The sequence below is a fragment of the Meridianimarinicoccus sp. MJW13 genome, from assembly GCF_014901205.1.
Classification (GTDB): domain Bacteria; phylum Pseudomonadota; class Alphaproteobacteria; order Rhodobacterales; family Rhodobacteraceae; genus Meridianimarinicoccus.
The window spans coordinates 177,541-198,436 of sequence record NZ_JACNMU010000001.1; the positions used below are offsets into that span (position 1 = coordinate 177,541).

General features: G+C 65.8%; 19 protein-coding genes. 14 read left to right on the forward strand and 5 right to left on the reverse strand.

Features of this window, described 5'->3' with window-relative positions; genetic code table 11:
• Positions 1-64 precede the first annotated feature (64 nt).
• The 4 genes from H8B03_RS00730 to H8B03_RS00745 all read left to right on the forward strand — a co-directional run bounded on the left by H8B03_RS00730 (position 65) and on the right by H8B03_RS00745 (position 5,576).
• Positions 65-1,684: a thiamine pyrophosphate-binding protein gene (locus H8B03_RS00730; protein WP_193139285.1), complete on the forward strand. Its 1,620-nt coding sequence runs from the start codon at positions 65-67 to the stop codon at positions 1,682-1,684.
• Positions 1,671-2,867 (forward strand): CaiB/BaiF CoA transferase family protein, encoded by a 1,197-nt coding sequence (locus H8B03_RS00735; protein WP_394355437.1) that lies wholly within the window; start codon positions 1,671-1,673, stop codon positions 2,865-2,867. Before H8B03_RS00730 ends, H8B03_RS00735 begins: the two co-directional genes overlap by 14 nt.
• Positions 2,868-2,998: 131 nt before the next feature.
• Positions 2,999-4,354 (forward strand): tetratricopeptide repeat protein, encoded by a 1,356-nt coding sequence (locus H8B03_RS00740; protein ID WP_193139289.1) that lies wholly within the window; start codon positions 2,999-3,001, stop codon positions 4,352-4,354.
• A gap of 22 nt (positions 4,355-4,376) precedes the next feature.
• Positions 4,377-5,576 carry an OpgC family protein gene (locus tag H8B03_RS00745; RefSeq protein WP_193139292.1) on the forward strand — a complete coding sequence of 400 codons (1,200 nt, stop codon included), beginning with the start codon at positions 4,377-4,379 and terminating at the stop codon, positions 5,574-5,576.
• A 21-nt stretch (positions 5,577-5,597) separates the two neighbouring features.
• Here the strand turns inward: H8B03_RS00745 and H8B03_RS00750 are convergent, their stop codons facing one another.
• From H8B03_RS00750 to H8B03_RS00760, 3 genes are read right to left on the reverse strand one after another with little or no spacing between them, the layout of a single operon-like run.
• Positions 5,598-6,434 carry a PHB depolymerase family esterase gene (locus H8B03_RS00750; protein WP_193139293.1) on the reverse strand — a complete coding sequence of 279 codons (837 nt, stop codon included), beginning with the start codon at positions 6,432-6,434 and terminating at the stop codon, positions 5,598-5,600.
• Positions 6,431-6,901 (reverse strand): rhodanese-like domain-containing protein, encoded by a 471-nt coding sequence (locus tag H8B03_RS00755; RefSeq protein WP_193139295.1) that lies wholly within the window; start codon positions 6,899-6,901, stop codon positions 6,431-6,433. The genes H8B03_RS00750 and H8B03_RS00755 overlap by 4 nt, the downstream gene beginning before the upstream one ends.
• A 33-nt stretch (positions 6,902-6,934) precedes the next feature.
• On the reverse strand, positions 6,935-7,456 hold the full coding sequence (locus tag H8B03_RS00760; RefSeq protein ID WP_193139297.1) for a YHS domain-containing (seleno)protein: 522 nt from the start codon (positions 7,454-7,456) through the stop codon (positions 6,935-6,937).
• A gap of 205 nt (positions 7,457-7,661) precedes the next feature.
• Between H8B03_RS00760 and gatB the strand changes: the two genes are divergently transcribed.
• Positions 7,662-9,173: an Asp-tRNA(Asn)/Glu-tRNA(Gln) amidotransferase subunit GatB gene (gene gatB / locus H8B03_RS00765; RefSeq protein ID WP_193139299.1), complete on the forward strand. Its 1,512-nt coding sequence runs from the start codon at positions 7,662-7,664 to the stop codon at positions 9,171-9,173.
• 57 nt (positions 9,174-9,230) lie between these two features.
• Here the strand turns inward: gatB and H8B03_RS00770 are convergent, their stop codons facing one another.
• The gene (locus H8B03_RS00770; protein WP_193139301.1) at positions 9,231-9,602 is read right to left on the reverse strand and encodes a hypothetical protein; all 372 of its coding nucleotides are present in this window, start codon (positions 9,600-9,602) and stop codon (positions 9,231-9,233) included.
• A gap of 252 nt (positions 9,603-9,854) precedes the next feature.
• Between H8B03_RS00770 and H8B03_RS00775 the strand changes: the two genes are divergently transcribed.
• Entirely contained in the window at positions 9,855-10,190 is a 336-nt protein-coding gene (locus H8B03_RS00775; protein ID WP_193139303.1) for a DUF4177 domain-containing protein, read from the forward strand.
• Complete coding sequence (locus H8B03_RS00780; RefSeq protein WP_193139305.1) at positions 10,144-11,580, forward strand: arylsulfotransferase family protein; 1,437 nt, start codon at positions 10,144-10,146, stop codon at positions 11,578-11,580. The genes H8B03_RS00775 and H8B03_RS00780 overlap by 47 nt, the downstream gene beginning before the upstream one ends.
• 6 nt (positions 11,581-11,586) lie before the next feature.
• Here H8B03_RS00780 and H8B03_RS00785 read toward each other — a convergent pair whose 3' ends face one another.
• A complete protein-coding gene (locus tag H8B03_RS00785) occupies positions 11,587-11,844 on the reverse strand; it encodes a BolA family transcriptional regulator (RefSeq protein ID WP_193139307.1) in 258 nt (85 codons plus the stop codon).
• A 95-nt stretch (positions 11,845-11,939) separates the two neighbouring features.
• Here H8B03_RS00785 and H8B03_RS00790 point away from each other — a divergent pair, with 95 nt between their 5' ends.
• The 7 genes from H8B03_RS00790 to H8B03_RS00820 all read left to right on the forward strand — a co-directional run bounded on the left by H8B03_RS00790 (position 11,940) and on the right by H8B03_RS00820 (position 20,894).
• Complete coding sequence (locus H8B03_RS00790; protein ID WP_193139309.1) at positions 11,940-12,572, forward strand: DnaJ domain-containing protein; 633 nt, start codon at positions 11,940-11,942, stop codon at positions 12,570-12,572.
• A gap of 52 nt (positions 12,573-12,624) precedes the next feature.
• Positions 12,625-13,821 carry an NAD(P)/FAD-dependent oxidoreductase gene (locus H8B03_RS00795; protein WP_193139311.1) on the forward strand — a complete coding sequence of 399 codons (1,197 nt, stop codon included), beginning with the start codon at positions 12,625-12,627 and terminating at the stop codon, positions 13,819-13,821.
• A 103-nt stretch (positions 13,822-13,924) separates the two neighbouring features.
• Complete coding sequence (gene cobS, locus H8B03_RS00800) at positions 13,925-14,896, forward strand: cobaltochelatase subunit CobS (protein WP_193139313.1); 972 nt, start codon at positions 13,925-13,927, stop codon at positions 14,894-14,896.
• A 113-nt stretch (positions 14,897-15,009) separates the two neighbouring features.
• Positions 15,010-16,557 (forward strand): CHAD domain-containing protein, encoded by a 1,548-nt coding sequence (locus H8B03_RS00805; protein ID WP_193139315.1) that lies wholly within the window; start codon positions 15,010-15,012, stop codon positions 16,555-16,557.
• A 115-nt stretch (positions 16,558-16,672) separates the two neighbouring features.
• Positions 16,673-18,547, forward strand: a complete 1,875-nt coding sequence (gene cobT, locus H8B03_RS00810; protein WP_193139317.1) for a cobaltochelatase subunit CobT — start codon at positions 16,673-16,675, stop codon at positions 18,545-18,547.
• A gap of 94 nt (positions 18,548-18,641) precedes the next feature.
• Positions 18,642-20,450, forward strand: coding sequence for an aminopeptidase P family protein (locus tag H8B03_RS00815; protein ID WP_193139319.1), 1,809 nt, complete (start codon positions 18,642-18,644; stop codon positions 20,448-20,450).
• An 81-nt stretch (positions 20,451-20,531) separates the two neighbouring features.
• Positions 20,532-20,894, forward strand: coding sequence for a DUF427 domain-containing protein (locus tag H8B03_RS00820; protein ID WP_193139321.1), 363 nt, complete (start codon positions 20,532-20,534; stop codon positions 20,892-20,894).
• Positions 20,895-20,896: the final 2 nt, after the last annotated feature.

Here is a 20,896-nt window from a genome sequence, read left to right on the forward strand (position 1 = left end):
CACCAGCGCTCGCCGTGATAGCCAGTGGTCGGGGCGTTCTGGCCCCGCTCGGACGGAGGCCCCCATGACGCCACAGACCCGCGCCGCCGATGTTCTGGCGCAACGACTTTATCAGGCCGGGTGCCGCCATGCCTTCGGGATGCCGGGCGGCGAAGTGCTGACCCTTGTGGACGCCCTGAACCGCGCCGGGATCGAGTTTGTTCTGGTCAAGCATGAAAACGCCGCCGGCTTCATGGCCGAGGCGGTCTGGGCGCGCACCGGGGCGCCGGGCATCCTGATCGCCACTCTGGGACCGGGGGCGCTGAACGGCATCAACTCGGTCGGCAACGCCCATCAGGACCGCGTGCCGCTGATCGTTCTGACCGGCTGTGTGGACGAGGACGAGGCCCAGACCTACACCCATCAGGTGCTGGATCACGCCGCCGTTTTCGCACCGATCACCAAGGCCAGCCTGCGCCTGTCGACGGGCAGTGCCGATGTGATCGCCGACAAGGCCGTCACCATCGCCACCGAGCCCCGCCCCGGCCCGGTGCACGTCGATGTTCCGATCAGCGTGGCGGTGGCTGCCGCCCCGCCGCCCTCACCCTTCGCGCGGCGACAGCTGGCCTCTCCTGCCGCGCCCGCCGGGCCGGATCTGGACACCGCCCGCGCATGGCTGGCCGAAGCCGATCGCCCGATCATGGTGGTCGGGCTGGACGCCCTGAACGAGGGCGCAGGCGCGGCGGTGCAGACGTTTGCCGAAGCCCATGGCGTGCCCTTCGTCACCACCTATCGCGCCAAGGGGATCGTGGACGAATCGCACCCCCTGTGTCTGGGCGGTGCCGGTCTGTCACCGCTGGCCGATGCCACGCTGGTGCCGCTGGTGCAAAGCGCCGATCTGATCCTGACGCTGGGCTATGATCCCATCGAGATGCGGCCGGGATGGCGCAACATCTGGGATGCCAGTTTGGACCGGGTGATCGAGATCGCCCCGGTGCCCAACCATCACTACATGCATCAATCCAGCCTGACCTTTCAGGCCGGGGTTGCCGAAAGCCTGAAGGCCCTTTCCGCAGGGGCCCCACCCCGTGCCACATGGTCCGACAAGGCGCCGGATGCCGCCAGGGCCGCGCTGGCCTGCGCCTTTCCCACGGGTGCCGACTGGGGGCCCGGCGCCATCGTCGCCACCGCCCGCGCCACCCTGCCGCCCGACACGATTGCCACCGTCGACAGCGGCGCGCATCGCATCCTGCTGTCGCAGATGTGGACCTGCCCCGGCCCGCGCAGCCTCCTGCAATCCTCGGCGCTGTGCACCATGGGCTGCGCCATCCCGCTGGCCCTGGGCGCCGCAATCGTCGAACCGGACCGCCCGGTCGTGGCCTTTACCGGCGACGCGGGATTCCTGATGGTCGCGGGCGAGCTGGCCACGGCACAGGAACGCGGGCTGAAACCGATCATCGTGGTCTTCGTCGATGCCAGCCTTGCCCTGATCGAGCTGAAACAGCGCCAGCGGCAACTGCCCAACAGCGCCGTCGACTTCGCCCGACATGACTATGCCGCCATCGGTCAGGCCTTTGGTGGCCATGGCGTCACGGTGTCCGATCGCGCCGGGCTGCAAGCCGCCCTGCGCGACGCGCTCACTGCCGACCGCTTTACTGTTATCGCCGCAATCTTCGACAAGGAGGCCTATGATGGCCGCATCTGAACCCCGCAGTGCACTGGACGGGATCGTCGTGCTGGACCTTAGCCGTATTCTGGCCGGTCCCACCTGCACCCAGCTTCTTGGCGACCTGGGCGCCACCGTCTGGAAAATCGAAAACCCGAAGACCGGCGGCGACGACACCCGGCAATGGGGCCCCCCCTATGCCCCCCAGGCGGATGGCAGCGACAGCGACCTGTCGGCCTATTTCATGTGCGCCAACCGCAACAAGCGGTCCGTGGCGGCGGACCTCGGCAATCCGGAAGACCGCGCCATGCTGGAAGCCCTGGCCGCCCGCGCCGATATCGTGATCGAGAACTTCAAACCCGGCGGGCTGGTCCCGTTCGGGCTGGATCACCAGACACTTTGTGCGCGCCATCCCGACCTTGTCTATTGCTCGATCTCGGGATTCGGCCACACCGGACCCAACCGTGAAAAGCCCGGCTATGACCTGATGGCGCAGGGCTACGGCGGCATCATGAGCCTGACCGGCGCCGCCGACGGCATGCCGATGAAAGTGGGCGTGGGCATCGCCGATGTGATGTGCGGGATGTATGCCACCATCGGCATCCTCGCCGCCCTGCGCCACCGGGAGACCACCGGCGAGGGCCAGCACATCGACCTGTCGCTGGTCGACAGCCAGATGGCCTGGACGATCAACGAAGGGGTGAACTACCTGACCTCGGGCAACCTGCCCCAGCGGCGCGGCAACGCCCACCCCAACATCGTGCCCTATGAGGTCTTCGAATCGCACGACGGCCATGTGATCGTAGCGGTGGGCAATGACGCCCAGTTCCGCCGTTTCTGCGATTTCCTGAATCTTGCGAACCTGGCCGATGACCCGCGCTTTGCCACCAATCCGGCACGGCTGAAGCACCGCGACGACCTGCTGCCCCAGATCGCCGCTGCCCTGCGGGACCATACCACCGACGCCATTATCGCCGGGCTTGAAGCCCGCAAGGTGCCGGTCGGCCCGGTCAACACGCTGGACCGCGCCCTGGGCTCGGATCAGGCCCAGGCCCGCGACGCGGTGGTCGAGATGCCGGGGCCAGCCGGGCCGGTGCGTCTGCTGGGAAATCCGCTGAAGCTTTCGGCCACGCCGGTCCGCTACGACCACGCGCCCCCCAATTTCGGAGCCGACACCGAGGCACTGAAAGCCTTCCTTTCCGCCAAACAGCCACCCGAATAGGCTGTATTTCGGGGCATCTGGCCGCATCTTCTTCACACGTTCGAACACAAACCCGTTGGTTCGGGCTTCATCGCTGGACAGGCCCGCGATCGCTTCCCACAACTGGAATTGAACAAGGTGGAGACGTGACCGTGCAGACAGATCTTTTTGGCAGCGATGTTTCGTTGGACACCTCCACCGCGGTGGAGGCGTGGAACGCGCTGCAATTGGCCTTTCTGGCGCATGGGGCCTCGGCACCGGATCATCTTGGGGCCACCCTGAAGGCCGCGCCCGAGTTTGCGCTCGGGCACGCCACCAAGGGGCTGTTCCTGCTGTTGCTGGGACGGCGCGAATTGATCCCCACGGCGCGCGAGGCGCTGCAGGCCGCCCGTCAGGGCCGCGCCGACAGCGCCCGCGAACGCGCCTTCATCGACGCGCTGGCCGCCTGGCTGGACGGCAGCCCCGCACGCGCGGCGGACCGGGTCGAAAGCGTGCTGGACACCGACCCCACCGACACGCTGGCGCTGAAGATCAGCCATGCCATCCGTTTCATCCTTGGGCACAAGGGCCGGATGCTGGCGCGGCTGAACACCGCCCTGCCCCGGATCGGCGAAGATCATGCGGCCAGGGGCTATCTCATGGGCTGCCACGCCTTCGCGCTGGAAGAAAACGGCCATTTCGCCGAGGCCCGCAAGTCTGGCGAGGCCGGGTTGGAACGCGCCGCCGACGACGCCTGGGGCCTGCATGCGGTGGCCCATGTGCACGACATGACCGGCGACAGCCGGGGCGGGCTGGCCTGGCTGAGCGGCAAGGAAGCCGCCTGGGCCCATTGCAACAATTTCCGCTTCCACGTCTGGTGGCACAAGGCGCTGATGCACCTGGATCAGGGCGACCACGCCACCGTGCTGGACCTTTACGACCACAAGATCCGGGCCGAGCATACCGACGACTACCGCGATATCTCGAACGCCACTTCGCTGCTGATGCGGCTGGAACTGGAAGGCGTGCCCGTGGGCAACCGCTGGGAGGAACTGGCCGATCTGTCGGAATCCCGCGTCGGCGACGGCTGCCTGATCTTTGCCGATCTGCACTATCTGCTGGCGCTGGTCAGCGATGACCGCGACGCCGCCGCGCACAAGCTGGTGGCGCGCATCGTGGCCGATGGTCAGGCGCAGGCCACTGATTATGCGCCGGTGTTCGACCATCCCGGTGTGGCGGCGGCCCATGGGCTGGAAGCCTTCGGCGAAGGCAACTACGCGCAGGCGTTCCAAAGCCTCACCGCCGCCCGTCCGGCCATGCAGCGGGCCGGCGGCAGCCATGCCCAGCGGGATGTCTTCGAACGCATCACCATCGATGCGGGCATTCGCGCGGGGCAATTGGGCCCGGTCGAGGATATTCTGGCCGCGCGCAGCGCCCTGCGCGACGGGGCCGAAGACAGCTTTGCCCGCCAGCGGCGCGAGATGATCAACGACCTGAGGCGTCCCGCGATGGCGGTGCCCGCCCAGTAACGACCCGGAAAGACCCGATCCCATGAGTGCCCTGAGTTCCGATCCCCCGCAGGCCCGGCCTGCGCAGGCGGCGGCTGCGCCGGCAGCCCGCGTCCGTGATATCCGTCTGGATTTCTATCGCGGCATCGCGATGTTCATCATCCTGATGGCGCATATCCCCTATAACACCTTTACCAACTGGATCCCGGCGCGGTTCGGCTTTTCCGACGCGACCGAGATATTCGTGTTCTGCTCGGGCATGGCCTCGGCCATCGCCTTTGGCCGGGTCTTTGCAGATCGCGGCTGGGGCATGGGGGCGCTGCGCATTTCCTACCGGGTCTGGCAGGTCTACTGGGCCCATATCGGGTTGTTCTTCGCGGTGGCGATGACCCTGGCCGCGCTGGACGCCACGGGCCTGTTCGAGCGCGACTATATCGGCGACCTGAACCTGTATCCGTTCTTCGTCGACAATACCCAGCAACAGCTGATCGGGCTGATGACCCTGCGCTACGTGCCGAATTACTTCGACATCCTGCCCATGTACCTGGTGATCCTGGCCATGATCCCGCTGATGATGGGTCTGGCGCGGATCCATCCGTACCTGGCCCTGGGCGCCTCGGCCGCGATCTGGCTGGTGACGCAGACCGGCGCGCTGTCGCTGCCGGCGGAACCCTGGACGGATCGCGAGTGGTTCTTCAACCCCTTCGGCTGGCAATTGATCTTCTTCACCGGCTTTGCCTTTATTCGCGGCTGGCTGCCCGCGCCACCGGTGCGCAAGGATCTGGTGCTGCTGGCGGTGCTTCTGTTGCTGGTGACCATCCCCTTTGCCCGCTGGCAGATCTTTATCCATGTGGACTGGATCAAGGACTGGCGGGCCGACTATCGGGTGCTGATCGCCAAGACCGACTTCGGGCTGCTGCGCTATGTGCACTTCCTGCTTCTGGCCTATGTGTTCTGGGTGCTGGCGGGGCCCGGCGGGTCGCACATCCGCGCCCATGGCACCGGCCTTGCGGCGCGGGCCTGGGGCTTTGTCCTGAAATGCATCCTGAAGGTCGGGCAACAATCGCTGGCGGTGTTCATCACCTCCATGTGGCTGGCGCGGGTCCTGGGCGCATGGCTGGACGTGATCGGGCGCACCACCCCGAACTTCTGGCTGGTCAATCTGACTGGCATGGCGCTGATCACCCTGACCGCCTTTGGCGTGGCATGGATCAAGGGCCAGCCCTGGCGCAAACCGGCCTGAGGCCCGCAGGCGCGGGCGCGCTCAGTCGCCGCCCGCGTCTTCGATCCAGTCCAGCACCAGATCAGCCCAGCCTTTGGGCACCGTGTGGCCGCCGTCGAACAACGCGAATTGCAGCGCCGCCCCCTCGGCACAATCCGACCAGCGGCGCAGCAAGAACCCATCGGTCTGCCCTGTGGTGCTGGCATCGGGACGTGCACAGCCGTTGGCGGAACGCCAGATGCTCATGGCCTCGAACACATCGCCTTGCAGGAACCGGCCGCCGCCCAGGGGGCGGCCTTCCAGCGGCACGGTGGTGTCGCGCCAACCGTGGGTCTGGAACAGACGGACCGGGCCCTCGCAGGTCTCGGGATGCGGCCGCCAGAACGTGCCCGCCACCGGCGCATAGGCCGTGAAAGCCCGAGGCGTGTCGCAGGCCACATAGGTGGCCATGAAGGCGCCGTTGGAAAACCCGCCCAGCACGACCTGACCGGGATCAAGACCAAAGCGGGCCGCCGCGTCATCGCGCACCTGTGTCAGGAAGGCGGCATCGTCGCGCCCGTCCGGGTTGCGCCCGCGGAAGTCCCAGCGATAGCCCGCCCGGTTGCCCGCCATGGGCGAACCATTGGGCGCGATCACCGCCCAGCCCCGCGCCAGAAACGGGGCCGCCACGGTCGGCGTGCGCAGGCTGCCCGCGCCAGTTCCGCCATAGCCGTGCAGCCAGATCAGGGCCGGGATCGGCCCCTCGACCGCCTCGGGCAAGGCCACGTGATAGGTGCCGCCATCGATCTCGCAGACGGCCCCCGGATCGGAACAGGCCGAGGCCGCGCCACCGCACAAGGCAACCGCAGCCCCCAGCAGCAACGCCGCGCGCGCCCTCATCCGGGTACCTGCCGCACCGGCAGGCCGCGCGCCACCCAGCCGGGGCCGGCGCGCGAGCCGACCATGCCTTCGGGCACATCCACAAGATTGGTCAGCCCCTGTTCGGCCAGCCGCGCCGTCAACTGGCTGGACCGCACCCCGCGCGCGCAGATCAGCGCGATGGGCCTTGCCGGATCGGCAGCGGTCAGCCGCGCCAGGGCCTCGGTGAAATCGGGGCGGCGCATGTCCAGCGGCATCGCCCCCGCGCCCACGCCGGTGGCGGCCCATTCATCGGGGCGGCGAATGTCGATCAGGAAGATCTGGCCTGCGGCGGCCAGATCATGCGCTTCGATCGGGGTGATCTGCCGTCCGTCGAAGGGTCGGCGCAGGATCCATGCGTACCAGCCCCCGGCGGCAAGGGCTGCGCCGCTGAGCCCGCCCAGAAGCAGGGTTCGCCGCGATAACGGGCCGCCCGGTCGCAGTCGCATGATGCCTTCGCCTCCCTGGCCAATGGCCGCCTGTCAGTTCGCCTGCGGCGCGTCGGACGACCACTTGGGAATGGTGTTGCCCGAGGCCGGGGCCTCTTCCAGCCCGACCCAGTTGCTTTCGGACAGTTGCAGGTTACCCGGAATATCCTCTTCCCAAAAGCCCACAACGGTCTGGGTGATGTTCAGGTACAGCTTGCCGTCCACGATCCGCCACAGCGTCGGATTGCCCGGCACCTTGCCGCCCTTGGCCACACCATAGGCGCAGTGACCATCGTATTGCGGCAGGTATTTCTCGGGATCTTCCAGGAAGGCGGCGCGATTGGCGTCGGAGGCAAAGGCGAAGGTGGCGCCGTTGTAGTCGGCGGTCAGGCTGGCACGCCCCTTTTCCGGGGCGGGCTGGGACTGGCCGACCGCGACCTGATCGAGGGTCCAGTAGGACACCACGTCATAGCCTGACACGGCATAGCCGGTTTCATCGATGAACTGCTCACCAGCCCAGAGCGCCGAGGTGGCAGTCGCGGAAAAGGCCAGGGCCAGAAGGGAAGTGCGGAACATGGGGGATCTCCATCTTGTCAGGGTCGAACGTTGAATACCTGCTCAAGGGGGGCTGCGCATCCCACCCTCCCGCGACTGTGAAGGGTTGTGTGTGCGGGCCAAAGGTTGGGTACGGCAACCGCCTGCTGCGGCCCCCGCGCACCGCCCCTTGCCAGCCCCGCGCCCCTGCCCTAGAACCCGTTCCGTTGACAGCAGGAGAGACAGGATGCTCGACCTCACCTATGAGGCCCCCAAGCCGAAAGTGATCGCAGGCGCCAAGCAGGACTGGGAGCTGGTGATCGGCCTTGAGGTGCATGCGCAGGTGTCCTCCAACGCCAAGCTGTTTTCCGGCGCTTCGACCCAATTCGGCGCCGAGCCCAATTCAAACGTCGCCTTTGTGGACGCCGGGATGCCGGGAATGCTGCCGGTCATCAACGAGGGCTGCGTGGCACTGGCGGTCAAGACCGGGCTGGGCCTGAAAGCACAGATCAACCTGACCTCGGCCTTCGACCGCAAGAACTATTTCTATCCAGACCTGCCGCAGGGCTACCAGATCAGCCAGCTGTATCACCCCATCGTGGGCGAGGGCGAGGTGCTGGTGGACATGGGGCCGGGCGTGGCCCGTCTGGTGCGGATCGAACGCATCCATCTGGAACAGGACGCGGGCAAGTCGATCCATGACATGGACCCGCACATGTCCTTCGTGGACCTGAACCGCACCGGTGTTGCGCTGATGGAAATCGTCAGCCGTCCCGACATTCGCGGCCCCGAAGAGGCCGCCGCCTATGTCAGCAAGCTGCGCCAGATCCTGCGCTATCTGGGCACCTGTGACGGCAACATGCAGAACGGCAACCTGCGCGCCGACGTGAACGTCTCGGTCTGTGCACCGGGGGCCTATGAGAAATACCAGGCCACCCAGGATTTCAGCCATCTGGGCACGCGCTGCGAAATCAAGAACATGAACTCGATGCGCTTCATCCAGCAGGCCATCGACCATGAGGCCCGCCGCCAGATCGCCATTCTGGAAGACGGCGGCAAGATTGTGCAGGAAACCCGCCTGTATGACCCGGACAAGGGCGAAACCCGCTCGATGCGGTCCAAGGAAGAGGCGCATGACTATCGCTACTTCCCCTGCCCCGACCTGCTGCCGCTGGAAATCGAACAGGCCTGGGTGGACGAGATCGCCGCGACCCTGCCGGAACTGCCCGACGAGAAGAAGGCGCGCTTCGTGACCGAATTCGGCATGACCGAATACGATGCCGGCGTGCTGACCGCCTCGGCCGAAAGTGCGGCCTATTTCGAGGAGGTCGCCAAGGGCCGTGACGGCAAGCTGGCCGCGAACTGGGTCATCAACGAATTGTTCGGCCGCCTGAAGAAGGAAGACCACGACATCACCAAAAGCCCGGTCTCGGCGGCGCAGCTTGGCGGCATCATCGAGTTGATCTCGAAAGGCGATATTTCGGGCAAGATCGCCAAGGATCTGTTCGAAATCGTCTATACCGAAGGTGGTGATCCGGCGCAGATCGTCGAAGATCGCGGCATGAAGCAGGTCACCGACACCGGCGCCATCGAGGCCGCCGTCGACAAGGTCATCGCCGAGAACCCGGCGCAGGTGGAAAAGGCCCGGCAGAACCCGAAGCTGGCGGGCTGGTTCGTCGGTCAGGTCATGAAGGCCACCGGCGGCAAGGCCAATCCCAAGGCGGTCAACCAGATCGTGGCGGCCAAGCTGGCACAGTAATCCGCCCAATCTGTCCCTGAAAATGCCGGGCCGTCCGCAAGGGCGGCCCGTTGCCGTTCAACCCTCGGCCACGGGATGCAGAATCACCCGGCGGCCCAGCGTGACGACCCTGAAACAGCGCCGGTCGGCAGCGCGGCGCAGGTCCGCCTCCTGCAAAGATGCGCAGAACCGGCCCCGGCGATAGTCCCAACTGCCGACGAAAGGCTTGCCCAGATAGGTGCCAACCAGCAGGCCGTCAGGCTCGACCGTGACATCGACCCCATCGCCGCGCAGTTGATAGCCCACCACCGCCTTGCGGAACGCCTTGCCGCGATCCAGTTCCTGATGCCCCGGCTGCACCGGCGCGTCAGAGGACAGAACCACGGGATCGGCTGGGCCACAGGCAGAAAGCGCGGCACACAACAGACTTGTTGAAATCTGAATCTTCATGGAACCCCGGACCTTCCGGCAAGACCGGAACCGGCTTTCCGCCCGCGTCGAAAATATCGCGAAAAGCCCTGACGCGGGGCCAGTTTCGGCGGAAATGGTAAATGAAGCCCTTGCCCGCCCCCCCCTTTGGCACGGCCCGGCCCTGTGACCTCAACGCGACGGCTGGACGCGCGTTCGCTCACGCGACATGTTGGGGCCTTCCCGCGGGGCATCTGAGGCCGATAATTGCCCGGCAACGCCAAGAGGTTCCCAATGTCGCATTTTGAGTACAAGGTCACCCCCGCCCCCGCCCGTGGCGTGAAAGGCAAGGGCGGCAATGATGCCAGCAGCCGCTTTGCCGCGACCCTGTCCGAGGCACTGAACCAGGAGGCCAGGGACGGCTGGGACTTCCTGCGCGCCGAGACCCTGCCCGTTGAAGAGCGGCAGGGACTGACCAGCACCAAGACCGTGTTCCGTTCGATGCTGGTGTTCCGCCGAAGCGTGGATATGTCCGAGGACGAGGCCACCAAGGCCGCGCTGCGGTTGCTGGAAGATCGGACGGATGATCGAACCGAAGACCGCGCGGAAGACCGAACGGACGAAGGCTGAGCCCATGGCCACCCCGGACAAGACGCGTGACCCTGCCAAATGGGTCTTCCTGACGACCCTGACCCTGTCGGTGCTGGCCGTCACCTTTCTGGCGGGGCTGTACCTGGCCCACAGCCGCCACCCGCTCTACCGATCCTTCATCGGCTTCACCAAGAAGGTCAGCCTTGTCTTCGAAGAGCGCGAGAACCTTGTTCCCGACGGCGAGCCGATTCATTTCCTGCAACCGGCGCGCAAGCCCGGCGACGGGGTAACGGTCAACAGCCTGCCCGACGACGGCGTCACCATCCTGATCGCGGGCTTCTTCGACGGCGGCAACGCGGCCCGGCTGATGCGCCGCGACGGCACCCTGCTGGCCGAATGGCCGCTGCGGTTTTCCGAGCATTTCCCCGACCCGGCGCATTTGCGTTTTGCCCCGGCCACCGACCGCAACATCGACACTCACGGCTCGCTGGCGCTGCCCGATGGGTCGCTGGTGTTCAACTGGGAATACGGCGGCAGCGTGAAGCTGTCGCGCTGTGGTGACGTGACGTGGACGGTGCCCGAGATCACCCACCATTCCATCGAACAGGCCGAAACGGGCGGCTACTGGGTGCCGGGACGCGCCTATCTGGGGACGGATACCGCGGATCTCTATCCCCCCGTCACCCGGCTGCAGAAAAAGGTCGCCTATCCCGAGGATCTGATCCTGCGGCTGGATAGCGACGGCAAGGTCATCGAACGCAAGTCGGTCCCTGAAATCCTGTGGGACAACGAGCTGCAGGGGGTGATGACCGCCGGCGGTTTCAGTTTCGATCCGCGCAACGACTGGGAAGACGAACTTGTCCACGTCAACAAGATCACCGAGTTGAGCACCGAACTGGCCCCGGCCTTCCCGATGTTCGAGGCAGGCGATCTGATGCTGTCGCTGCGCACCCATAACCTCGTGTTCGTGGTCGATCCCGACGACTGGCACGTCAAGTGGCACCAGACCGGACCCTGGCTGCGTCAGCATGATCCCGAGTTCAGCGCGGATGGCACCATCACGGTGTTCAACAACAACCGCTTCCTGACCGACCTCGGCCCGCTCGACCGCTCCCTGCCCGACACGCCGATGGTCAGCAACATCCTGCGCATCGATCCCGAGACTCGCGCGACTTCGATCGCGGCCGGAATGGCGCCGGGACAGGCGTTCCTGTCGGTGATCCGGGGCAAGCACGACCCGGTGCCGGGCGGCGGCTTCATCATCACCGAATTCGAAGGCGGACGCGCCTTCCAGACCGACGCCGAGGGCCGGGTCGTCTGGGAGTACCTTAACCGCTATGACGAGACGCAGGTGGCCGAGCTGACCGAAGCCCGGCTCTACCCTGCCGATTATTTCACCGTGACCGACTGGAGTTGCCCGCCACGCTGACCGCGATCAGGCGTCGATCTCCAGCGCCAGCGCGTGGATACGCGCCAGAATATCCTTGCCGATGGCCGCATGAACGGCGCGATGCCGCTGCAATCGGCTCATTGCCGCCAGTTCGGCTGCGGCAATTTGGACACGAAAGTGACTTTGGCCACCCTCCTGATAGCCCGCATGTCCGCGATGCATCTCACTTTCATCAACAACTTCCAGACGTTCCGGCCCGAAGGCCTGTGAAAGCCGCGTCTCGATTTCCTCGGCAACCGTCATTTTCGGTTCTGCCCCCTTTTTCTTGGCGTCAGAAAGGTTAAACTCTGCGGCCTTCGAAGAAAACGGTCTTGCGCGAGTCGGACAGGAGTATGCCCATGGCAAAGAGTGATCCTTTTGGTTTTGACATGTCGGTGTCCTCGGCCAAGAAAAAGCGGACCCGTGGCAAACGCGGCATGTCCGGGGCATTCGAAACCTCGACCCGCGTCTGCGAATTTGACGGTTGCGATCTGGCTGGCCAGTATCGTGCCCCGAAATCGCCCGATCACCTGGACGAGTACCTGTGGTTCTGCAAGGACCACGTTCGCGAGTACAACCTGAAATGGAACTTCTTCAACGGCAGCACCGAAGAGGAAATGAACGCCCAGATCGACAAGGATCGTGTCTGGGACCGTCCGACCAAGCCCTTCGGAAAACCCTCCGAGGAACAGCGCGCCTGGTCGCGGCTGGGCGTGGACGACCCGCATCAAGTGCTGGGCGAGAACGCCACGCAGAACCCCGGCAAGTCGATCACCGGAACCCGCCGCCTGCCGCCCACCGAGCGCCGCGCGCTGGAAATCCTTGAAGCCAAGGACCACTGGACCAAGATCGAGATCCGCAAGCAGTACCGCAGCCTGATCAAGATCCTGCACCCGGACATGAACGGCGGCGACCGCTCGGACGAGGATCGCCTGCAGGAAGTCGTCTGGGCCTGGGATCAGATCAAGGAAAGCCGGTCCTTCCGGGACTGAGCCGCCACACCGGGCAAGGCGCAACCTGCCGCCCCGACATCGGACAGGTTGTATGCCCGCTCCCACGCCCCTTCCCGCCCTGATCCTTGGCGCTGGCGCCGCCGGCCTGATGTGCGCAGCCCACGCCGGACCGGGTGCTGTGGTGATCGACCACATGGATCGCCCCGGCGAGAAGATCCGCATCTCGGGCGGCGGACGCTGTAATTTCACCAATATGTACGCGGGGCCGCAGAATTTCCTGTCGGCCAACCCGCATTTCGCCAAGTCCGCGCTCAGCCGTTATACGCAATGGGATTTTGTCAACCTGATGGCGCGGCACGGCGTGACATGGCACGAGAAGACCCTTGGACAGTTGTTCTGCGACGAGAAATCCGAACGGGTGATCCGGCTTCTGCTGGACGAAGTTGCCGCCGCGCAGGCCGAGGTCTGGCTGAAGACCGAGGTGCGCGAGATCGCCCATGTGGACGGGCAGTTCCGGGTCGATCTGATCCGCGACGGCCAACCGCTGACGGTCACGACCCGCGCGCTGGTGGTGGCCTCGGGCGGCAAGTCGATCCCCAAGATCGGCGCCACCGGTCTGGGCTATCGCATTGCCGAGCAGTTCGGCCATGCGCTGACCAACACCCGCCCCGGCCTTGTGCCGCTGACCTTCGGCGACAGTTTCAGCGATCTGGCAGGGGTGGCCTGCCCGGCGCGCCTGTCGTGTAACGGCACCAGTTTCGACGAAGCCCTGTTGTTTACCCATCGCGGCTTGTCGGGCCCCGCGATCCTGCAAATTTCGAACTTCTGGCGCGAGGGCGAAGATATTTCCGTGCGCCTGTGCCCCGATCTGGATTTCCTGGGCAGCCTGAAGGACGAACGCCAGCGCGCCGGGCGTCGGGACGTGGAAACGGTTCTGGCCGGACTTCTGCCAAAACGGCTGGCCGCGCAGGTGGTGCGCGACAGCGGGTTGAAGGGGCGGCTGGCCGATCTGTCGGACGCCGCCCTTGCCCCGCTGCTGGACCGGTTGACCGACTGGCGCCTGCGCCCCACCGGCACCGAGGGTTACCGCAAGGCCGAAGTCACGCTGGGCGGCGTCGACACCGCCGGTCTGTCGTCGCGCAGCATGGAATCGCGCACCGTGCCGGGACTGCATTTCATTGGCGAGGTTGTCGATGTGACCGGCTGGCTGGGCGGCTACAACTTCCAGTGGGCGTGGTCCTCGGGCTGGGCGGCGGGCACGGCAATTGCCGCGCGCGGCCCGGACTGACACGCCCCCGGCGCCCTCTTCGATCCGACCTGCCTCTTGCACGCGGCGGGGATATGTTGCACCACGGCGCAATGTATTGAAGCGGCACGATGGCGGACGAACTATGGATGTGAACAGCAAACCCACGGAAAATATCTCGGTCCGCGATGTGTTCGGCATCGACACGGACATGACGGTCAAGGCGTTTGCCGACCGATCCGACCGAGTACCGGATCTGGATCCGACCTATAAGTTCGATCCCGACACCACGCGGGCGATCCTTGCCGGCTTTGCCCACAATCGCCGTGTGATGATCCAGGGCTATCACGGCACTGGCAAATCGACCCACATCGAACAGGTGGCCGCACGCCTGAACTGGCCTGCGGTCCGGGTCAACCTCGACAGCCACATCAGCCGCATCGACCTGATCGGCAAGGATGCGATCAAGCTGCGCGACGGCAAGCAGGTGACCGAATTCCAGGAAGGCATCCTGCCCTGGGCGCTGCGCAACCCCTGCGCCATCGTTTTCGACGAATACGACGCCGGGCGCGCCGACGTGATGTTCGTGATCCAGCGGGTTCTGGAACATGACGGCAAGCTGACGCTGATGGATCAGAACGAGATCCTGACCCCGCACCCGTCCTTCCGCCTGTTTGCCACCGCCAACACCGTCGGTCTGGGTGACACCACGGGCCTGTATCACGGCACCCAGCAGATCAACCAGGCGCAGATGGACCGTTGGTCGCTGGTGGCGACGTTGAACTATCTCAGCCACGACGCCGAGGTGATGATCGTCCTGTCCAAGGCCCCGCATTACAACACCGAGGCCGGGCGCAAGACCGTCAGCCAGATGGTCACCGTCGCCGATCTGACCCGCACCGCCTTTACCAATGGCGAACTGTCCACGGTGATGAGCCCGCGGACCGTCATCACCTGGGCCCAGAACGCCGAGATCTTCCGCGATGTGGGCTATGCCTTCCGCCTGAGCTTCCTGAACAAATGCGATGAGCTGGAGCGTCAGACCGTTGCCGAGTTCTACCAGCGCTGCTTTGACGAGGAACTGCCCGAAAGCGCTGCCAGCATCAGCCTGGGCTAAGTCCACCCCTTATAGTGTCTGTGACGGCCCGCGCCTTGTCGCGGGCCGTTTTGCGTCCTGCCCATGCCCGCGCGAAACTTGTCGCGGCTCCGGCCCTGTCCTACGACTGGGGAATGGATGAAATCGAACTGAAATTCGTGTCCAGCGCGGAACAGACCGCCGCGCTGTGTACGCAGGTGCCCGGCCTGCCGGGTCTGGTCACGCCGCCCACCACCCGGCTGCTGCGCAGCATCTACTATGACACGCCGGATCAGGTGCTGCGCCACAACGGTATTGCCCTGCGGCTGCGGTTCGATGGGGCCGGATGGGTCCAGACCGTCAAGGCCAAGAACAAGCGCCACGGCGGGCTGCACACCACGCAGGAATCCGATTGTCCGGCGGACGGCGAAACCCTGCGCCTCAAGCTGATCCCTGACACCGGCCTGCGCGACCGCATCACCGCGCTGTGCCGCCGCCGAGATCTGGCGCCGATCTGCGAAACCCGGATGGAACGGACCGCCGCCCTTGTCGACATCGCCGCCGAGGGCCGCGTGGAACTGGCCATCGACCGCGGAGAAATCCGGGCCGGGGAGCGCTGCGAACCCTATCACGAGGTCGAACTGGAACTGGTGCGCGGCGAGATCTCGGCCCTGTTCACCCTGACAGCGCGGCTGTTTCCCGAAGGCGGGCTGCGGTTCGCCCCAATCTCCAAGGCGGCACGCGGCTACATGCTGGCCGCCGAAGGCCGCATTGCCGAGCCTCCAGCCCCTCGCCACGCCCATCCGGTGCTCCTGACCCCCAAACAGACGGGCGAGACCGCCGCCCGCGAGGTGCTGCGCGTATGCTTCGACCAGATCACCCAGAACATCGATACATTCCGCGACAGGGATGATCCCGAAGGCGCGCACCAGTTGCGCATCGGTCTGCGTCGCCTTCGCAGCGCCAGCGCCCTGTTTCGCCCGGTCATCGGCCATCCTAATCTGACCCGGCTGCGCGCCGAGGCCCGCTGGCTGAGCCGGGAGGTCGGGCTGCTGCGCGATCTGGACATGGCACTGACCGATCTGCTGGCGCCCGAGGCCGAAGCCTGCCCCGAAGAGCCGGGCTTTGCCCTGCTGACCGACCTGCTGGTGCCCCGGCGCCAGACGCAGCGCGACAGGGTGCGCGAGGTTCTGACCTCGGCCCGGACGCAAGCCTTCCTGCTGGACCTTGCCCGTTTCATCGAAACCCGTGGCTGGTTGCGTCCGGATGATTTCGCCCAGGACTACCGCCTGTCGCGACCGGCCAAAAAGCTGGTCCGCCGCGCGATCCACAACCGCTGGAAAGCCTGCGAGACACGCGCCGAAGGGATCGAAACCCTGTCCATCGATGCCCGCCACGCCTTGCGCAAGGAATTGAAGAAACTGCGCTACGCGATGGAGTTCCTCGCGCCGCTTCTGCCCCGAAAACGCACGAAATCCGCGCTGCGGCGGCTGAAGCGGTTGCAGGATGTCTTCGGCGACCTCAACGATCTGTCCACGGTCGAAAGGCTGTTGCTTGCACCCGATGCGCCGGGACGCAGGGATCCGGACGTGCAGCGGGCGGTGGGGCGCGTGCTGGGCAGCCACCGGGTACGGGCAGACCTGCGTTGGGCCGAGGCCCAGCACCTGTGGCAGGACCTTCGCGCCCACAAGCCCGGCCCCTAGACCTTTGCCGCGCCCGCGCGCCGCCTCTGGTCAAGCCTCGCCGGACAGGACATAAACGGGGCAACGGCCCGGCCTGACCGGCGCCATCCCTTACCGACCCGCTGCCGAGGCTGTCATGTCTGCAAAATCCGACAATCCCGCCGATCCGTTCAAGAAGGCACTCGCCGAAGCTACGCGGGTTCTGGCCGATGATCCGGACATCGGCGTCAGCTTCTCGGTCGATCCCTCGGGGATGACCGACGACAACATGCGCCTGCCGCAGGTCAGCCGCCGCATGACCAAGGCCGAGGTGCTGCTGGCCCGCGGCACCGCGGATGCCTATGCCATGAAGCGGCGCTATCACAACGCGGTCACCCACGCGCGCTATACCCCAGAAGGTCAGCTGGCGCGCGATATCTACAACGCGCTGGAAACCGCGCGCTGCGAGGCCGTGGGCGCCCGCGCCATGCCCGGCACCGCCGGCAACATCGACGCCAAGATCGCCACGGAAGCGGCCAAGAAGGGCTATGGCCAGATCGAGGAAATTGCCGACGCCCCCCTGTCGGTCGCGGCGGGCTATCTGTTGCGCCACCTGGCCACCGGGCGCCCCCTGCCCGAAGGGGCCGACAACGTCATGGACCTGTGGCGCGGCCAGATCGAAGCCAAGGCCGGCACCACCCTTGAGGGGCTGGAAGACTGCCTGACCGACCAGACCGCCTTTGCCCGCTTCGCGCGCCAGATCATCACCGATCTGGGCTATGGCGACCAGTTGGGGGATGACCCCGAAGGGCCGGATGAAGATCAGGAGGACGAGGCCTCCTCCGAAGACGATCAGGATCCCGACAGCACCCCGTCAGAGGACGAGGACAGCGAAGAAGACAGCGACGCCGCCCCCGAGCAATCGCAGGAGGATGCCGGCGATGCCTCGGAAGCGCAGGTCACCATGGATCAGATGGCCGATGCCGAGATTTCCGAAGAGTCCGACCTGCCCGACGGCGACGCGCCGCTGGACCCGCCGCCACCCGCGCCGGTTTCGGATGCCGATCCCGATTATCGCGTCTTCAGCACCCAGTACGACGAGGAAATCCGCGCCGAGGATCTGGCCGAACCGGTCGAGTTGGAACGCCTGCGCGCCTACCTTGACCAGCAGCTGGAGCCGCTGAAAGGGGCCGTCAGCCGTCTGGCCAACAAGCTGCAGCGCCGCCTTCAGGCCCAGCAGAACCGCAGTTGGGAGTTCGACCGCGAAGAGGGCATTCTGGATGCCGGGAGACTGGCGCGCGTGGTTGCCAACCCGACCACCCCGCTCAGCTTCAAGGTCGAGAAGGACATGGAGTTCCGCGACACGGTGGTGACGCTGCTTCTGGACAACTCCGGCTCGATGCGTGGACGCCCGATCTCGATCGCGGCGATCTGTGCCGACGTGCTGGCCCGGACGCTGGAACGTTGCGACGTGAAGGTCGAGATCCTGGGCTTCACCACCCGCGCGTGGAAGGGTGGCCAAAGCCGCGAGGACTGGCTGAACGAAGGCCGCCCGCAACAGCCCGGTCGCCTGAACGACCTGCGCCACATCATCTATAAATCCGCTGACGCACCATGGCGGCGGACCCGGCCCAATCTGGGACTTATGATGAAGGAAGGGCTGCTGAAGGAAAACATCGACGGCGAGGCGCTGGAATGGGCGCATCGGCGCATGGCGGTACGGCCCGAGGCACGCAAGATCCTGATGGTGATTTCGGACGGTGCGCCGGTGGATGATTCGACCCTGTCGGTGAACTCGGCCAACTACCTTGAAAAGCACCTGCGCGATGTCATCGCCATGGTCGAGAAGAAAAAGCTGGTCGAGCTTCTGGCTATCGGCATCGGCCATGACGTGACCCGATATTACGACCGCGCGGTGACCATCACCGATGTGGAACAACTGGCCGGGGCCATCACCGAACAACTGGCCGCCCTGTTCGACAGCGACCCGCGCGCCCGCGCCCGCGTCATGGGCATTGCCCGCGCCAGTTGACCGCCTGCCCCCTGTTCGCCCGCCGGGGGCTTTGCTAGGCTTTGCTCGCGCGCCGATCCCGGCGCGCGCGGCAACTTTCAGGGCGGAGAGCGTTTTGTTCCAATCCTTCGAGACAACTTCCAACCCCGCAACGGGCGCGCCGCGTCTGGCAGCCCTGCGCGAGGCCATCGCGACGGCCGGGCTGAGCGGGTTTCTGGTGCCCCGCGCCGATGCCCATCAGGGCGAATACGTGGCCGACTGCGACAATCGTCTGGCCTGGCTGACAGGCTTTACCGGTTCGGCGGGCTTTGCCGCGATCCTGCCCGATCTCGCCGGGGTCTTCGTCGACGGGCGCTATACGGTGCAGGTCCGCGCGCAGGTGGATCCGGCGGTGTTCACACCGGTAGCCTGGCCTGCGACCGGCCTGTCGGACTGGCTGAAGGCTCACGCAAAGCCGGGCATGAGCATCGGTTTTGACCCGTGGCTGCACACGGTGCAGGAAATCGACACCCTGCGCCGCGACCTGCGCGGCACCCAGATCACGCTGGTGGATTGCGAAAACCTTGTGGATCAGGTCTGGACCGACCGCCCCGCCGCGCCTGCCGCACAGGCCTGGGCGCATCCCTCGCAACTGGCAGGCAAGAGTGCGGCCGACAAGCGCGCCGATCTGGCCGCCGACCTGCGCAAGGACGAACAGCGCGCGGCGGTCCTGACGCTGCCCGACAGCATCGCCTGGTTGCTCAACATCCGCGGCGCCGACATTCCCCGCATTCCCGTCGTACAAGCCTTTGCTATCCTGCATGACGACGGTGCGGTGGATCTGTTCACCGATCCGGCCAAGCTTGCCGGGCTGGAGGATCATCTGGGCGACGCGGTTCGCATCGCGCCCCAGGACCGCTTCGGCGCGGCCCTGCAGGGTCTGCCCGGCCCGGTGCGCATCGACAAGTCCAGCGCGCCGCAGGCAGTGCAGATGTACCTGACCGACGCCGGCACCGAGGTTGCGCTCGACCGTGATCCCTGCGTTCTGCCCAAGGCCTGCAAGAACCCGGTCGAGATCGCCGGATCCGAAGCCGCGCATCTGCGCGACGGGGCCGCCATGGTGCGCTTTCTGCACTGGCTGGACGATACCGCCGGCGGCGGTACGGTGACCGAGATCGACGCCGTCACCCGTCTGGAAGCCCTGCGCGCCGAAACTGGCGCGTTGAAGGATATCAGCTTTGACACCATCGCCGGGGCCGGTCCCAACGGCGCCATCGTGCACTACCGCGTGACCGAGGACAGCAATCGCGCTCTGGAACCGGGCGGGGTGTTCCTGATTGACAGCGGCGGCCAGTACGAGGACGGCACCACCGATATCACCCGCACGGTACTTGTGCCCGGTGGCCCTGCCGATCCCGACGCCGTGGCCGCCCATACCCGCGTGCTGCAGGGGGTTATCGCGCTCAGCCGTGCGCGGTTTCCCAAGGGGGTGACAGGGCGCGATCTGGATGCGCTGGCGCGCTTCGCGCTCTGGACCGCCGGTCAGGACTATGACCACGGCACCGGCCACGGCGTTGGCGCCTATTTGTCGGTGCATGAAGGTCCGGCGCGGATCTCGCGCACGGGGAACGAGGAATTGCGCCCCGGCATGATCCTGTCGAACGAACCGGGATACTACCGCGAAGGCGCCTTCGGCATCCGCATCGAGAACCTGATCCTCACGCACGAGGCCCCGCCCCTGCCCGGTGGCGACGACCGCGAGATGCTGTGTTTCCGGACCCTGACACATGTGCCCATCGACCGCCGCCTGATCGAGGTCGACGCGTTGAGCCGGGCCGAGCGCGACTGGGTCGATGCCTACCACGCCGAAACCCGCAAACGGCTGTCACCTTTGCTGGACGGCGCCGCGCACGACTGGTTGCTTCGCGCGACCGATCCGCTCTGAGACGGATTTTTGCGTGTATGTCGGCCCGATCCGGTCTAAGGATCGGGCCATACACAAAAGTTGAAACGAGTAGGGGAACGCATGTCCGATACGTCCAATGCAAATGGTGTCGCGCTCACCATCCGCGAATTGCCTGGCAAATATGTGGTCTACGCCTCGGGCGCCGTCTATGCCGAAACCCAGAACGCGCTGGAACTGGTCGACGGCGACGGCGCGCGGGAAATCTTCATTCCCCGCGCGGATGTAGCCATGGCCTTCTTCGACAAGTCCGAAACGTCGACCGACTCTCCGCAGAAGGGCACGGCAAGCTTTTACTCGATCGAAACCAAGAGCAAGGTGATCGACGATGCGGCCTGGTCCTATGAGAACCCGACCGCTGCGGCCGCGGCGATCAAGGATCATCTGACCTTCGACACCGACAAGGTCACCGTCGAGGAACACTGACC

Excerpts from the sequence above, each read along its gene's own strand:
- H8B03_RS00770 (WP_193139301.1), bottom strand. The coding sequence starts at position 9,602 with ATGAAGATTCAGATTTCAACAAGTCTGTTGTGTGCCGCGCTTTCTGCC.
- H8B03_RS00790 (WP_193139309.1), top strand. The coding sequence starts at position 11,940 with ATGGCAAAGAGTGATCCTTTTGGTTTTGACATGTCGGTGTCCTCGGCC.
- cobT (WP_193139317.1), top strand. The coding sequence starts at position 16,673 with ATGTCTGCAAAATCCGACAATCCCGCCGATCCGTTCAAGAAGGCACTC.
- gatB (WP_193139299.1), top strand. The coding sequence starts at position 7,662 with ATGCTCGACCTCACCTATGAGGCCCCCAAGCCGAAAGTGATCGCAGGC.
- H8B03_RS00750 (WP_193139293.1), bottom strand. The coding sequence starts at position 6,434 with ATGAGGGCGCGCGCGGCGTTGCTGCTGGGGGCTGCGGTTGCCTTGTGC.
- cobS (WP_193139313.1), top strand. The coding sequence starts at position 13,925 with ATGGATGTGAACAGCAAACCCACGGAAAATATCTCGGTCCGCGATGTG.
- H8B03_RS00785 (WP_193139307.1), bottom strand. The coding sequence starts at position 11,844 with ATGACGGTTGCCGAGGAAATCGAGACGCGGCTTTCACAGGCCTTCGGG.
- H8B03_RS00755 (WP_193139295.1), bottom strand. The coding sequence starts at position 6,901 with ATGCGACTGCGACCGGGCGGCCCGTTATCGCGGCGAACCCTGCTTCTG.
- H8B03_RS00775 (WP_193139303.1), top strand. The coding sequence starts at position 9,855 with ATGTCGCATTTTGAGTACAAGGTCACCCCCGCCCCCGCCCGTGGCGTG.
- H8B03_RS00735 (WP_394355437.1), top strand. The coding sequence starts at position 1,671 with ATGGCCGCATCTGAACCCCGCAGTGCACTGGACGGGATCGTCGTGCTG.
- H8B03_RS00780 (WP_193139305.1), top strand. The coding sequence starts at position 10,144 with ATGATCGAACCGAAGACCGCGCGGAAGACCGAACGGACGAAGGCTGAG.
- H8B03_RS00760 (WP_193139297.1), bottom strand. The coding sequence starts at position 7,456 with ATGTTCCGCACTTCCCTTCTGGCCCTGGCCTTTTCCGCGACTGCCACC.
- H8B03_RS00795 (WP_193139311.1), top strand. The coding sequence starts at position 12,625 with ATGCCCGCTCCCACGCCCCTTCCCGCCCTGATCCTTGGCGCTGGCGCC.
- H8B03_RS00745 (WP_193139292.1), top strand. The coding sequence starts at position 4,377 with ATGAGTGCCCTGAGTTCCGATCCCCCGCAGGCCCGGCCTGCGCAGGCG.
- H8B03_RS00730 (WP_193139285.1), top strand. The coding sequence starts at position 65 with ATGACGCCACAGACCCGCGCCGCCGATGTTCTGGCGCAACGACTTTAT.
- H8B03_RS00805 (WP_193139315.1), top strand. The coding sequence starts at position 15,010 with ATGGATGAAATCGAACTGAAATTCGTGTCCAGCGCGGAACAGACCGCC.
- H8B03_RS00820 (WP_193139321.1), top strand. The coding sequence starts at position 20,532 with ATGTCCGATACGTCCAATGCAAATGGTGTCGCGCTCACCATCCGCGAA.